Consider the following 13,804-nt stretch of genomic DNA (forward strand, 5'->3'; position numbering starts at 1 on the left):
GCCGGTTCAGTCGTCCGGGACCGCCAGCCGGTAGCCCCGTTTGACCACCGTGCGCACGACGTCCGGCCGGCCCAGCAGGGTGCGCAACCGGGCGACCGCCACCTCGACGGCGTGCTCGTCCCGGCTCTCCCCCGGCAGCGCCGTGAGCAGGTCGGCCCGGGTCAGCACCTGACCCGGCCGGGCCGACAACGCCCGCAGCAGCGACATCCCCACCGGCGGCAGCGCGATCCAGCGGCCGTCGAGGACGACGCCGTGGCCCCGGATGTCCAGCGTCCCGGCGGCCAGCGGGACCGTCCGGCCCGACCGTCGCGGCACCTGCAGCACGATCTCGCGGACCAGGGCACCGAGCCGGAAACGCTCCGGCTGCACGATCGGGACGCCCGCACGCTCCAGGGGTGCCGCGGTCACGGAGCCGACGCAGGCGGCGACCACGTCGGTCCGCAGCGCCTCCCGCACCGCCGGTCCGTGGCCGTCGGCGTCGGCGGTGCGCAGGAAGTTCAGCGACGCGGGGGCGCTGGTGAAAGCGACCGCCTGCAGCTCCCGGTCCACGACCCCGGCGATCAGCCGGCGCAACGGCTGCACGTCCGCCGGCGGTTCCCAGCGGTACACCGGCACCTCGATGACGTGGGCACCCGCCGCGACGAGGGTCTCGAGCATCCCGGGCACCGGCTCCCCGTGCAGCTGCACCGCGATGCGGGCACCGGCCAGCTCGTGGTGCCCGACCAGGTGCCGCAGCACCTCCGTCGACGACTCCGAGTCCGGCGACCACTCCTCCCGCAGCCCCGAGGCCCGGATGGCCCCCTGCACCTTCGGGCCACGGGCCAGCACCGTGGCCGCCCCCAGCGCGGCCAGCAGCGACTCCCCCAGCCCCCAGGTGTCGGCGGCCTCGATCCAGCCCCGGTACCCGATGGCGGTCGTCACCACCACCAGGTCCAGGGGTTCGGCGATGCACGCCCGCGTCGCGGCCAGCAGGTCGGCGTCGTCGACCAGCGGAACGATGCGGATGGCGGGTCCGTACCGGACGGTCGCGCCGCGGCGCTCCAGGGCGGCTCCGAATTCCTCGCGCCGGCGGGCGGCGGTGATCCCGACGGTGAACCCGGTGAGCGGCTCCACCCCGCCGGCGCCCCGCGCCGGCCGCGGCACGGCCGCCCCGTCCGCGGTGCTCACGTCGCCCCGTCCGGGCGTCCCACGGAGCCGTCGGGGCGGGGGTGCGGTGCCGTCGTCGCCGGTGCGTCGGTGCTCATCTGCGTCCTCCACGGTGCGTGTGTCGCCGCCGGGCCCCACCGGCGATCCGGACCCGACCGTGCGTTGCGGTCCGGAGCACCGATGGTCGCGTCCAGGTGTACCCGGCGGGCGTCGGGGGTGTTACGGGCACATGACGTGCGGGCGGTCCCCGTCCCCGCCGGCCGCCGGGTGGTCAGTCGCCGGCCGGCCGGTGCCGGTCCGGGGCGCTGGCCGGTAGCTCGTCGGCCGTGTGGTCGTCGCGGGCCGCCTCGGCGTCCTGCTGCTCCTGCATCTGTTCGATCTTGCGCTTCACCCGGCCCAGGCCCGGGACCGAGCCGATGAGCTCGTTGAGCTCCCTGGAGACGTCCAGCAGGTCCCGCAGATCCGGCGCCACGGTCGCGAGCGTGTCCAGCACCGGGAGGATGTCGGCGTCGAGCTTGGTCACGATCGCGGGCAGTGCGTCGATCAGCGTGACGACCGCGTCGACCTCGGTGGCGCTGGTGGTGTTCACGAGGCGGTCCACGAGCGGCTCCAGCCGGTGCATCAGCGGTTCGTAGCGGTCCAGCAGCGGCTCCACCCGGTGCACCAGCTGCGAGGACCGGCCGACGACGCTCTCGGTGCGCTCGAGCAGACCGGTCGTCGTGTCCAACACGGCGTCGGTCCGGTCGGAGATCCGCTGCACGCGGGACACCGCGGCCGCCGCCTGCCGTTGGGTCTCCTCGATACCGGTGAGCACCGCGTCGACGCGCCGCATCACGCCCTCCACCTGACCGACGATGTCGACCAGCTGGGGCACCAGGCCGATGGCCCGCTGGATCGCCTCGTACCCCTGCTCGGTGATGCGGAACAGATCGCCCGGTCCTGGAAGTCGCATGTGCGTCCCGCCTCGTCGCCGCGGCCCGGTCCGCGCAGGTGCGTCCCGTCGCCGCGTCGAGGCTAGCCGCTCGGCCGGGCCCGGGCGGCGGCACCGGCGTCCACCGGCGACGGGGCCCGGCGGGTCGGTGCGGCGAAGTGGGTACCCACCCCAGCAGCCAGTGCTCCCACCGGAAGGCTCCTCCATGCTGCTGTCCCTCCCCTCCGTCCCCGGCGTCCCGCGGTGACCGGCGACCGTCCGACGGTGCTCATCACCGGCGCGTCCAGCGGCATCGGGCTGGCCACCGCCCGTGACTTCGCCCGGCGCGGGGCACGGCTCGTGCTGGTCTCCCGGTCCGCGGAGGCCCTCGGTGCCGCCGCGGAGAGCTGCACCGCGCTGGGCGCGGAGGTGCTCACCGCACCCGCCGACATCGGCGTGGCGGCCACGGTCGACGCGGCCTTCGACGCCGCGGTCGCGCGCTTCGGCCGGATCGACGTGGTGGTGAACTCGGCGGCCACCGTGGCCTACGGGCGCTTCGTGGACGTCCCCCCGGAGATCTTCGACCGCGTCCTGCGGACCAACCTGACCGGCACCGCCAACGTGGCCCGCGCGGCCCTGAAGCACTTCGAGGCGGGCGGCGGCGGCGACCTCATCCTGGTGGGCTCGCTGCTGGGCAAGATCGCGGTACCCACCATGGGCAGCTACGTCACCGGCAAGTGGGGTGTGCACGGGTTGGCCCGCATCCTGCAGCTGGAGGCGCGCGCGATGGACGGGGTCCGGGTCAGCCTGGTCTCGCCGGGCGGTGTCGACACCCCGGTCTACGCCCAGGCCGCGAACTACGTCGGCTGGGAGGGACGGCCGCCGCCGCCGGTGGACCCGCCGGAGAAGGTGGCCGCCGCCATCGTCGCGGCGGTCGGCCGGCAGCGGCGGGACCGTTCGGTCGGCCTGGCCAACGAGGTCATCGTCCTGGGCTTCCGGGCATTGCCCGCGGTGTTCGACGCGCTGGTGACCCCGCTGGTGAAGCTGGCCGCGCACTCCCGTACCCCGGTGTCCCCGTGGGCGGGCAACGTCCTGGAGCCGCAGCCGGCCGGCGAGGCCGAACACGGCAAGTGGGGCCGGCACTGGCTGCGCGGCGTCACCGCGGGCACCGTCGCCGTCGCGGGTGGCGTCGCGGGCGCCGTCCTGCGGGGACGCTCAGCGGGCCAGGACGCGGTCCCAGGCGGTGCGGCTCAGACGCCGGCGGAGCGCACCCGCCGCTGAGCCCGCGGCCAGCGCCGAGCGGGCCGCGTTCCACCCGCAGGCACCGTGCACCCCGCCCCCCGGGTGCGCGGAGGCGCTGGCCAGGTAGAGCCCCTCGACGGGGGTCTCGGGCCGGCCGAGACCCACCGTCGGACGGAAGACAAGCTGCTGGTGGATCGACGCCGTGCCGCCGTTGAGCGCACCGCCGACCAGATTCGCGTCGTCGTCCTCCAGGTCCCCCGGGGTCTGGACCTGCCGGGCGACGACGCGGTCGGCGAAGCCGGGCGCCACCGTCTCCAGGTGGTCCTCGACCCGGCCGACCTGCGCGTCGATCTCGGCCCGCGAGGCCCCGAACGGCACGTGGGTGTACGCCCACGCCGACTCGGTGCCGGTGGGTGACCGCGTCGGGTCGGCCGTGGTCATCTGCCCGAACAACGTGAACGGGTGCCGCGGCATCCGGCCCACGGACAGGTCGGCGGCGGTGTCGACGAACCCGTCGACGTCCACGCCGAAGTGCACGGTGCCCGCCCGCCGGGCGCCCGGCGCGACCCACGGCACCGGCCGGTCCAGCGCCCAGTTGAGCTTGAGCGTGGGGTTGTCCCACTGGAAGCGCTCGACATCGGCCCGCAGCCGGGGCGGCAGCCGGTCGAAACCGACCAGGTCGCGGTAGAGCACCGGTGCGGCCACGTCGGCGAGCACCGCCCGCCGGACCCGGACGAAGGTGCCGTCGGCCGTGCGCACCCCGACCGCACGGCCGCCGGTCACCGCGATCGAGGTGACCCGGGCGCCGGTGCGCACCTGACCGCCGGCCGCGACGAAGCGGGACTCGAGTGCCCGGGCCAGATTCTGCGCACCGCCCCGTGGGACCGGGAAGCCGACGTCCTGACCCAGCATGCTGAGCAGCCAGCCGAAGACGCCGCTGCCCGCCGCGTCCGGCGCGACGTCGCTGTGCATCGCGTTGCCGGTGAGCAGCAGTGCCGCACCCGCGCCGTCGAAGTTCTCCATGGCCAGCCGCCGCACCGGCAACACGGCCAGTCGGGCCAGATCCAGCAGGCCGGCGACCTTCAACCGGCGCAGCAGCCCGACCGCGGCCTTCACCGGCGGGAGCGGTGTGAAGAGAGCGTCCAGCAGCGGATCCCGGACGCGCTGCCACTGCTGGAACATCGCCGTCCACGCCGCACCGTCGCCGGGGGCGAACTCCTCCAGCCCCGCGGCGGTCGCGCTCACGTCCCGGTGCAGCACCGCGGCTCGGCCGTCCGGCAACGCGTGGGCCAGCACCGAGTCCGCCTGCACCCAGCTCAGCCCGTGAGCGCCCAGGTCCAGGTCACGGATCACCGGCGAGGCCAACGCGAGCGGGTAGAACGCGCTGTAGAGGTCGTTGAGGTAGCCGGGCGCGGTGACCTCCGCGGTGCGGACGGCACCTCCGGTGGTGGCGTTGGCCTCCAGGAGCAGCACGTCCCAACCCGCGTCGGCCAGCGCGTTCGCCGCCACCAGTCCGTTCGGGCCGCCACCGACGACGACCGCGTCCACTGCCTGATCCGTCATACCGTTCCCACCGTCGCCATGTCCCGGGACCCTCGGCGCCGCGGCCGTTGCGCCGCGACGTCCGTTCCCGGCCGGACCGCAGTCCTATACCCAGCCCCGTCGGCCCGCCGGTGGGGGCCGGCGGGCCTCCGTCCGGGTCGGTGCGGGCTGCTGGGCCGTCACCACCCCGGGCGTCGACCCCGCCCGGACGGGTGGACCCGGCCGGGCGGCGGTGGGATCACTCCCGGAGCCCCGGCCGGGTCTCTACATTGGGACCGGTGACCGTGCTGCGGCGTCCGTCCGTCGCAGCGTCGTACGAAGGAGCGGTGATGCGCCAACCACGGGCGGAAGCGACGCTGGCCGTGGGCGAGAACGCCCCGGTCGGCACCTACCGCTACCGACGCGCCACCGACACCTGGTGGTGGTCGGACGAGGTGTACGTGCTGCACGGCTTCCGGCCCGGCGAGGTGGTCCCCACCTCGGCGCTGCTGCTGGCCCACAAGCACCCCCAGGACCGGGCGATGGTCCAGCACGTCATCGACGTCGAGATCCCCGCGACGGGCAGCTACTGCTTCCGGCACAAGATCGTGGACGCCCAGCGGCGGGTGCGCACGGTCATCGCGGTCGGCCAGTCCGACCGGGACCCGGAGACCGCCGAGGTCATCGGCCTGTCCGGCTACTTCGTCGATCTGACCGAGTCCGAGCGGGTGCACGCCGCCGTCGCCGTCGCCAACGCCTTCGAGCTGTCGCTGGAGCACCGGATCGTGATCGAGCAGGCCAAGGGCGCCCTGATGGCCGTCTACGGCCTCGCGCCGGACGACGCCTTCACGCTGCTGTCCACCCGCTCGCAGCTGCTCAACGTCAAGGTGCGCGAACTGGCCGCCCGGATGATGCGGCAACTCGCCGCGGGCGGGCGGGTGGACGCCGCTCCCGACCCGCGGACCACGGTCGCCGACGTGCTGGCGCTGGACCGGACGGCCTGACGGCACACTGGATCCCGGACCGGCCGCACGGGACGGGTCCGCGACGACGGGACGTGGTGGCGGCATGACCGGTGGGTCGGGTGACGGCTGGACGACGTGCGCCGCCGGGCACCGCCACTGGGGGCTCTTCGGCGCGGCGGGGCTGATGGTGTCCACCCCCACCGCCCTGCTGCTGCAGCTGCGCAGTCCCCGCACCCACCACGGCGACACCTGGAGCGTGCCCGGCGGCGCCCGCGACCGTGGCGAGGGCGTCGTGGCCGCCGCGCTGCGGGAGGCGGCGGAGGAGATGGACGTCCGCCCGGCCGAGATCGCGGTGTGGGGCGAGGACGTCGACGACCACGGTGGCTGGAGCTACACCACGGTGCTCGCCCACCCCAGGGTCCCGCTGCGGTTCCGGACGAACGAGGAGACGGCGGCGGTGCGCTGGGTTCCCCTGGACGAGGTGGCGACACTGCCGCTGCACCCCGGGTTCCGGGCCAGCTGGCCCCGGCTCGCCGCCCGCCTGCAGGCCGGCCCGGGCGCCACCGGGGACGCCGGGCCGGTCGACCGGCGCCCTGACCGTCCGTGACGTACTGTGCGGAGGTTGTGACGAGGCGTCCTGACGGGTGGGGTCTTTCGCGGTGAGCCGCGGTGAGCCGCGGTCCGTCGGCACGTCCTCGCCGACCGGTGCCCTCCGGGGCACGGCATCGAAGGAGATGTGATGGGTGGGAGCGGCATCACGGACGCGGGTGGGGCCGGGGCGGACCCGATGGAACCCGCCGACGAGGCCACGAGTGACACCGGCTCCGGCCGCAGCGCCATCCGGATCGCCGCGGTCGCCGCCCTCGGCGGGTTCCTCTTCGGCTACGACAGCGCGGTGGTCAACGGCGCGGTGGACGCCATCCAGCGGCAGTTCGAGATCGCCGCGCAGCCATTGGGTTTCGCCGTGGCGTCGGCCCTGCTGGGCGCCGCGGTGGGCGCGGTCAGCGCGGGCCGGGTGGCCGACCGGCTGGGCCGGCTCGCCGTCATGAAGATCGCCGCGTTCCTGTTCTTCCTCAGCGCCATCGGCACCGGACTGGCCCCCAACCTGACCATGCTGATCATCTTCCGGGTGGTCGGTGGCTTCGGCGTCGGTGTCGCCTCGGTGATCGCGCCGGCCTACATCGCCGAGATCGCCCCGGCCCGGATCCGCGGCCGGCTCGGGTCGCTGCAACAGCTCGCCATCGTCAGCGGCATCTTCATCTCGCTGCTGGTCGACTTCATCCTCGCCAAGATCGCCGGCGGCTCGGGCGAGACGCTGTGGCTGGGTCTGGAGGCGTGGCGGTGGATGTTCATCGCGATGGTCGTCCCCGCGGTGCTGTACGGCACGTTCTCCTTCACCATCCCGGAGTCCCCGCGGTACCTGATCGCCACCCACCGCATCCCCGAGGCCCGCCGGATCCTGTCCAAGCTGCTGGGCGAGAAGGGCCTGGACGTCAAGATGGACACCATCGCGCGCAGCCTCGCCAGCGAGAAGCCGCCGTCGTGGGGTGACCTGCTGCGGACCGGCGGCTCGCGGTTCTCGCTGCTGCCCATCGTCTGGATCGGCCTGGGCCTGTCGGTCTTCCAGCAGTTCGTCGGGATCAACGTGATCTTCTACTACTCCAACGTGCTCTGGCAGTCCGTCGGGTTCAGCGAGAGCGACTCGTTCGTCTTCACCGTCATCACCGCGGTGATCAACATCCTGACCACCCTGATCGCCATCGCCACGGTCGACCGGGTCGGCCGGAAGCCGTTGCTGCTCATCGGGTCGGTCGGGATGACGGTGACCCTGGCGACCATGTCGTTCATCTTCGGCACCGCCGACCTCAACGCCGCCGGCGACCCGGTTCTGACCGGCGCGGCCGGCCCGGTGGCACTCGTCGCGGCGAACTTGTTCGTGGTGGCCTTCGGCATGTCCTGGGGCCCGGTGGTGTGGGTGCTGCTGGGTGAGGCGTTCCCGAACCGCATCCGCGCCTCGGCGCTGGCCTTCGCCGCCGGTGGCCAGTGGATCGCCAACTGGATCATCACCGAGACGTTCCCGTCGCTGAAGAACCTGTCGCTGGGCCTGGCCTACGGGTTCTACGCGGTCTGCGCGCTGCTGTCGTTCTTCTTCGTCTGGCGCTGGGTGCGCGAGACCAAGGGCCGCGAGCTGGAGGAGATCGGCAGCGAGGCCGGACAGCAGCGGTGACGCCCGGTACCCGCCCCACCCGCCGCGCCGCCCGCCGGTGACGGCCGGGTCGCCGTCCGCGGGGTACGACCGGGAATCCGTCCGGGTGGCGTACGACGTGGTCGCCGCCGACTACGCCGACCTGGTCCGGCTGGACCGGGCCGAGACGATGCTGGACCGGGCGCTGATCGCCGACTTCGCCGACCGGGTGCGCGGCCGCGGCCGGGTGCTCGACGCGGGGTGCGGTCCCGGCCGGCTCACCCGGCACCTGGCCGACCTCGGCGTCGACGCGGTCGGGGTGGACCTGTCTCCGGAGATGGTGCGGATCGCCCGGGAGCGGCATCCCGACCTGGACGTGTCGGTGGGCGACCTGGACGCGCTGCCCGCCGCCGACGGCAGCCTCGCCGGGGTGCTCGCCTGGTACTCGGTCATCCACACCCGACCCGCCGCGCTGCCCGGGGTGCTCGCGGAACTGCTGCGGGTGCTGCGGCCGGGCGGCTGGCTGCTCATCGCGGTGCAGAGCGGCACCGGCAGCCGGCACCTGGCCTCCGCGTACGGACACAACATCGATCTCACCGCGTACCTGCACACCGCCGACGCGCTCGCCGGAGACCTCGAGGCGCTCGGTGCGACCGTCCACCTGCGGACGACCCGCGGGCCCGAGGGCGCCGAACGGCGACCGCAGGCGTTCGTGCTGGCCCGCCGCCCACCGGACCCCGGGGGCACACCGGACCCGCGGGACGCCGCACGGTCGCCGGAGCCGGCTGCCGGGTAGTTAGCCTGGGCAAGGGGCCGATGCGACCTCACCGATGTCAGGAAGAGGTCCAGGTGTTCCAGGAGTCCGCGCCCCATCCCCCGCCCCACGCCGGTGACGGCCGTCCGGGCGACGCCCCCGGCCCGGCGGGCGGACCGCCGGCGACCGACCGGCGGCTGGTGCGGGTCGGGTGGTTCGACCTGCAGGTCGAGCTGCGGGCCGGCGACCCCTGGCGGACGCCGTTGCTGATGTTCGGCGGCATCGGTGCCGCACTGGACGTCCTCGGGCCGCTGGTCGACGCCATCGACGCCGACGTCCCGGTCATCCGGGTGGACGTGCCCGGCATCGGCGGCTCGCCCGCCGCGGTGCCGCTGCCGATCCCGGTGCTCGCGGGTCTGATGTCGGAACTGCTCGACACGCTCGGCCACCCCGAGGTCGACGTCCTCGGCTATTCGTGGGGCGGCGCCCTGGCGCAGCAGTTCGCTCTCCAGCACGCCGTCCGCTGCCGCCGGCTGATCCTGATGAGCACCAACACCGGGGCGGTGTCGGTCCTGCCGCAACCGTCGGTGCTGGCGTCGCTGCTGATCCCGCGCTCGGTCCCGGACGCCGGCGCCGCGGCCCGGCTGGACGGCCTGACGCTGCACGAGGACCTGCGGACCGCCATCGCCGGGGCGGCGGGCGGCGGCGCCGGCACCGGCACCGGCTGGTGGGGCTACCTGACCCAGCTCGGGGCGCTGATGGCCTGGTCGAGCCTGCCCTTCCTGCCGTTCCTCACGCAGGAGACGCTGGTCATCAGCGGCGCCGACGACCCGATCGTCCCGCTGGTCAACGCCCGGGTGCTGGCCGAGACCATTCCGCGCGCGACGCTGGCCGTGGTGCCCGGCGGGCACTTCGGGATCGTGCACGAAGCCCCGGATCTCGGCGCCCGGATCAGCCGCTTCCTGGCCTGATCAGTCCGCCGGAACGGTGCCGTCAGGGAACCGTCGCCACCTCGACCGGGAGCGGCGCCGGCGGCGGGACCGCAGCGGCCGCGCCCGGGACGAACGACGCGCCCCGGCTCAGGGCCGCCCGCAGATCGCCCTCGGTCAGCGGCCGGCTGTAGCGGAAACCCTGCACGGTCCGACATCCCAGTCGGCGCAGGACGTCCTCCTGGTGCGCATGCTCCACCCCCTCGGCGATCACCGTCAGGTGCAGCGCGTCGCCGATGCCCAGGACGGCCTGCACCACGGCGTGGGCCGCGGGGTCGTGCGACATCCGGTCGATGAAGCCGCGGTCGATCTTGAGGACGTCCACCGGCAGCTCGGCCAGCCGGCTCAGGCTGCTGTGGCCGGTGCCCACGTCGTCGACGGCCAGCCGGACACCGCGGTCGCGCAGATCGCCGAGCTGGTCCAGCACCGGTCCCGCGATCAACGGGGTGAACGTCTCGGGGAGCTCGAGCACCAGCCGGTCGGCGCTCAGACCCGAGTCGGCCAGTGCCGCCAGCACGTCGCCGTGCAGGGTCCCGGACTCCACCTGCCGCCCCGAGATGTTCACCGACACCGACAGTGCCGGCACCGTGGGCGGCAGGGCCGCGACCAGCCGGCACGACTGCGTCAGCACCCACCGCCCCAACGGCACCATCAGGTCACCGGTCTCGGCGACGTCGAGGAAGTCGGCGGGCGGGAGCAGCCCCTGCTGCGGATGCTGCCACCGCAGCAGGGTCTCGACCGCCGTCGCGGCACCGGTCGTCAGGTCGAGCACCGGCTGGGCGTGCAGGACCAGCTCGCCGCGATCCAGCGCCCTGCGCAGCTCGGCCTCCACCTGCAGGAACCGCGCGGCGCGCACGGTGCGCGCCGGTGACCGCGGATCCATGGTGCCGCTGCGGAACACCCGGTTCTTCCCGTCGTCCTTCGCCACGTACATGGCGGCGTCGGCCTCGCGCAGCAGGTTCTCCGCGGTAGCGGCACCGTCGGACACCGCCACCCCGAGGCTGGCACTGAGCCGGTGGACGCTCCGGCCGTAGCGGTAGGGCTGCGCGACGACCACCCGGACCCGCTCGGCCAGCGCCTCCGCGTCCGCCGGATCCACGAAGCCCGGCGCCACCACGACGAACTCGTCGCCCCCGATGCGGGCCACGGTGTCCCCGGGACGCAGGTGGTCGCTCAGCCGCTGGGCCACCGTGCGCAGCACGTCGTCGCCGGCGGAGTGCCCGTCCTCGTCGTTGACCGCCTTGAAACCGTCCAGGTCCAGCCACAGCACCGCGACCTGCGTCTCGGTACGGCGGGCGGCGGCCAGGGCGTGGTGCAGGCGGTCCTGCAGCAGCGCCCGGTTGGGCAGCCCGGTGAGGGCGTCGTGCAGCGCCAGGTGGTTGAGCCGGTCCTCGGCCTCCCGCCGGGCCGTCACGTCCTCGACGATCGCCACCACCCAGCTGCCCTGCTCGGCGGCGATCGGGCTGACGCTGACCGAGACCCAGATGTCCCGGCCGTCGGACCGGACCCACCGCCACTCCGCCTCCGGGGCCCACGACCGGCCGCCGACGAACTCGTCGGCACCGTGCCGGGTGTGCTCGCGGTGGTCGGGGTGCACCAGGTCGCCGAGCGGCATCTCCCGCAGCTGGTCGGCGGTGTACCCGGTGATCCGGCACAGGGCCGGGTTGACCCGCTCGGTCCGGATCCGCAGCGGGTCCGACGTGTCCAGCAGCATGATGCCCGACGGGGCGTTGTCGAAGATCCGCTCGAACAGCGATTCGCTGGCCCGCAGCGCCCGCTCCGCCGTCACCTGCGACGTGACGTCGGTGGCGACGATGAGGTACCCGTCGAGGGCGCCGCCCTCGTCGCGCAGTGCGGTACTGGTGGTGGACACCTGCAACCGGCGGCCGTCCAGGGTCGACCAGGTCCAGCGGTGCGTCTCGGGCACCCCCCGGGCGGCGCTGCCCACGACGACCGGCAGCTGCGCGCGCAGGTCACCGGCGGCGTCGGGGACGGGCAGCCCGAGTTCGGCCGCCCGCGCCGCGACCTCGGCGGCGTCGTAGAACGCCGGCGGCACGCGCCCGACCACCCGGTCGGCCCGGTGGCCGAGCATCCGCTGCGCGCCGCGGTTGAACACCCGGACCGTCCCGTCCAGGTCCACCCGGAGGATGGCCTGCTCGGTGGCGGCGTCGAGCACCCCGGCGAACAGGTCCCGCGCCTCGGCCGACGCCCGCGAGGCCCGGCGCGCGTCGGTGACGTCCTGCACCGTCCCGAGTGCGTACAGCAGGGTGCCGTCGGCGTCGACGTGCCCACGGCCGCGGCTGTGGATCTCGCGGACCACCCCGTCCGCGCGCACCAACGGATGGTCGATCTCGTAGCCGCCCGCACGGACGCCCTCGACGACCGCCCGCGCGAGCACCTGCCGGTGCGGCTCGGGGACCATCGCCAGATAGGAATCGGTGGTCAGCCGGTCGACGGTCGGGTCCAGGCCCAGGATGACGTACATCTCGTCCGACCACGACGACAGACCGGACCGTTGGTCCCACGTCCACGCCCCCACGCCGGTCAGCTGCTCGATGTCGCGGTGGACCTGGTCCCGCAGGTCCGGCGCGCCGGTGCGGGCCGCCAGCCGGTCGACCCCCGCCACGGGCCGGCGGGCGACGTCCGGCGCCGGCGGCGCGGCCGGTCCGAGGTGGCCGGAATCCGCTGACGACGGATCAGTGGGGGCCGGGTCGGTGCCGGTGCGTGTGCCTGTGCGGCCGACCGTGGTCGGGTCCGCGGGTCCGTGATCGGTGCCAGGGGCGCCGACGGTCGTCCGGTCGGTGGGTGTGGGGGCGATGTAGCCGGCGCCGGTGGGAGCGACGGCCGTCCGGTCGGTCGCTGCGGGGTCGGTGTAGTCGGCGCCGGTGGGAGCGACGGCCGTCCGGTCGGTCGCTGCGGGGTCGGTGTAGCCGGCGCCGGTGTGGGCTGCGTCGCCGCCGACCGGGGCCGAACGCGCGTCCGACCGCGCCGGTCCGGGAAGGCCGTGGCTGTCCACGTGCACATCGTGCCATTCCGGCTGCCGCGAATGGTCCGAACCGGCGAAACGTCCGCGCCCGTGCCGCAGAAGAGCCGTCGCCCCGACGACCACCGGATCAGCCCGGCACCCGCCGGAACGGGCCGCGGGCCGACGCGCTCCGGCCCCGCCCAGCCCTGGTGAACGGCCGGGCGGGCGGCGGAGATCCATCGCTTGCGCCCCCGGGTGACTGGGCAGTCACCCTGCATGACGGATCTGAACAACAGACGTGTCCTCGTGGTCGGTGCGAGCGGTGGGCTGGGCGCCCCACTGGCCCGGGCGTTGGCCGCCGCCGGTGCGACGGTGGTGCTGCACGGAAGGGACCCGGACCGGCTCGCCGCGGTCGGCCTCGACGGCGCCGAGATCCACACCGGCGACCTGCGGGACCCGGCCGTCCCGGCGGCGTTGATCGCCGCGGCGGCCGAGGGCGGTCTGGACGGCGTGGTGATCGCCTCGGGCGTCGTCGCCTTCGGCCCGGTCGCCGACGTCACCGACGATCTGGTCGAGGAGCTGATGGCGGTCAACTTCACCGGACCCCGGCAGCTGATCCGGGCGGCGCTGGGCACCCTGGACGCCGGCGGTTTCGTCGTCAGCATCAGCGCCATCGTGGCCGAGATGCCGACCGCGGGGATGTCGGCCTACTCGGCCAGCAAGGCCGCGCTGAGCGCGTTCACCGTCAGCGCCCGCATCGAGGCCCGGCGCCGCCGGATCCGGGTGATCGACGCGCGACCGCCGCACACCGAGACCGGTCTGGCCGGACGCCCGATCGCCGGTGTCGCACCGCATCTCGCCGAGGGCCTGGCGCCCGAGACCGTGGCGGCCCGCATCGTGCGGGCCGTCCTGGACGACGAGACCGAGCTGCCGTCGGCCGCTTTCACGTCCTGACCCGCACCGTTTGCCCCGCCGGGGCGCCGGGTAGTACCGCTGGTGTACCCGACATCCGCTGCGCTGCAACGGTCTTGGCTCCCCTGTCGACTGGCCGGGGGGCAGGCCGATGCCATCTCCGGGGGCCGACCGGCCTCCCGGCGAGCCCCGTGGACGTCACCCCACTTGAATGG

11 protein-coding genes are annotated in these 13,804 nt (G+C 74.6%); 7 read left to right on the forward strand and 4 right to left on the reverse strand.

Annotated elements, in window-relative coordinates:
* Nucleotides 1–6: 6 nt before the first annotated feature.
* Nucleotides 7–1,167 (reverse strand): uroporphyrinogen-III synthase, encoded by a 1,161-nt coding sequence (locus tag DB033_RS07065; RefSeq protein WP_240615776.1) that lies wholly within the window; start codon nt 1,165–1,167, stop codon nt 7–9.
* 250 nt (nt 1,168–1,417) lie between these two features.
* On the reverse strand, nt 1,418–2,098 hold the full coding sequence (locus DB033_RS07070; protein WP_111766057.1) for a hypothetical protein: 681 nt from the start codon (nt 2,096–2,098) through the stop codon (nt 1,418–1,420).
* 222 nt (nt 2,099–2,320) lie between these two features.
* On the opposite strand from DB033_RS07070, the gene DB033_RS07075 reads away from it, so the two are divergent.
* Nucleotides 2,321–3,337: an SDR family NAD(P)-dependent oxidoreductase gene (locus DB033_RS07075; RefSeq protein ID WP_111766058.1), complete on the forward strand. Its 1,017-nt coding sequence runs from the start codon at nt 2,321–2,323 to the stop codon at nt 3,335–3,337.
* Here the strand turns inward: DB033_RS07075 and DB033_RS07080 are convergent.
* The gene (locus DB033_RS07080) at nt 3,272–4,861 is read right to left on the reverse strand and encodes a phytoene desaturase family protein (RefSeq protein ID WP_111766059.1); all 1,590 of its coding nucleotides are present in this window, start codon (nt 4,859–4,861) and stop codon (nt 3,272–3,274) included. The two genes, DB033_RS07075 and DB033_RS07080, sit on opposite strands and share 66 nt — an antisense overlap.
* A gap of 308 nt (nt 4,862–5,169) precedes the next feature.
* Between DB033_RS07080 and DB033_RS07085 the strand changes: the two genes are divergently transcribed.
* From DB033_RS07085 to DB033_RS07105, 5 genes are all read left to right on the forward strand, one after another.
* Nucleotides 5,170–5,823: an ANTAR domain-containing protein gene (locus tag DB033_RS07085; protein ID WP_111766060.1), complete on the forward strand. Its 654-nt coding sequence runs from the start codon at nt 5,170–5,172 to the stop codon at nt 5,821–5,823.
* Between the two features lie 64 nt (nt 5,824–5,887).
* A complete protein-coding gene (locus DB033_RS07090) occupies nt 5,888–6,391 on the forward strand; it encodes an NUDIX domain-containing protein (RefSeq protein WP_111766061.1) in 504 nt (167 codons plus the stop codon).
* 132 nt (nt 6,392–6,523) lie between these two features.
* Complete coding sequence (locus DB033_RS07095) at nt 6,524–8,011, forward strand: sugar porter family MFS transporter (RefSeq protein ID WP_111766062.1); 1,488 nt, start codon at nt 6,524–6,526, stop codon at nt 8,009–8,011.
* Between the two features lie 85 nt (nt 8,012–8,096).
* Entirely contained in the window at nt 8,097–8,765 is a 669-nt protein-coding gene (locus DB033_RS07100; protein ID WP_205843700.1) for a class I SAM-dependent methyltransferase, read from the forward strand.
* A gap of 20 nt (nt 8,766–8,785) precedes the next feature.
* Entirely contained in the window at nt 8,786–9,694 is a 909-nt protein-coding gene (locus tag DB033_RS07105; RefSeq protein WP_111766063.1) for an alpha/beta fold hydrolase, read from the forward strand.
* Nucleotides 9,695–9,716: 22 nt separating this feature from the next.
* Here the strand turns inward: DB033_RS07105 and DB033_RS07110 are convergent, their stop codons facing one another.
* On the reverse strand, nt 9,717–12,728 hold the full coding sequence (locus DB033_RS07110; protein ID WP_157970558.1) for a sensor domain-containing protein: 3,012 nt from the start codon (nt 12,726–12,728) through the stop codon (nt 9,717–9,719).
* A gap of 225 nt (nt 12,729–12,953) precedes the next feature.
* Between DB033_RS07110 and DB033_RS07115 the strand changes: the two genes are divergently transcribed.
* The gene (locus tag DB033_RS07115) at nt 12,954–13,631 is read left to right on the forward strand and encodes an SDR family NAD(P)-dependent oxidoreductase (RefSeq protein ID WP_111766065.1); all 678 of its coding nucleotides are present in this window, start codon (nt 12,954–12,956) and stop codon (nt 13,629–13,631) included.
* Nucleotides 13,632–13,804: the final 173 nt, after the last annotated feature.

The organism is Nakamurella deserti (assembly GCF_003260015.1).
Lineage (GTDB): Bacteria > Actinomycetota > Actinomycetes > Mycobacteriales > Nakamurellaceae > Nakamurella > Nakamurella deserti.

Excerpts from the sequence above, each read along its gene's own strand:
- DB033_RS07070 (WP_111766057.1), bottom strand. The coding sequence starts at position 2,098 with ATGCGACTTCCAGGACCGGGCGATCTGTTCCGCATCACCGAGCAGGGG.
- DB033_RS07080 (WP_111766059.1), bottom strand. The coding sequence starts at position 4,861 with ATGACGGATCAGGCAGTGGACGCGGTCGTCGTCGGTGGCGGCCCGAAC.
- DB033_RS07085 (WP_111766060.1), top strand. The coding sequence starts at position 5,170 with ATGCGCCAACCACGGGCGGAAGCGACGCTGGCCGTGGGCGAGAACGCC.
- DB033_RS07090 (WP_111766061.1), top strand. The coding sequence starts at position 5,888 with ATGACCGGTGGGTCGGGTGACGGCTGGACGACGTGCGCCGCCGGGCAC.
- DB033_RS07095 (WP_111766062.1), top strand. The coding sequence starts at position 6,524 with ATGGGTGGGAGCGGCATCACGGACGCGGGTGGGGCCGGGGCGGACCCG.
- DB033_RS07105 (WP_111766063.1), top strand. The coding sequence starts at position 8,786 with ATGCGACCTCACCGATGTCAGGAAGAGGTCCAGGTGTTCCAGGAGTCC.
- DB033_RS07115 (WP_111766065.1), top strand. The coding sequence starts at position 12,954 with ATGACGGATCTGAACAACAGACGTGTCCTCGTGGTCGGTGCGAGCGGT.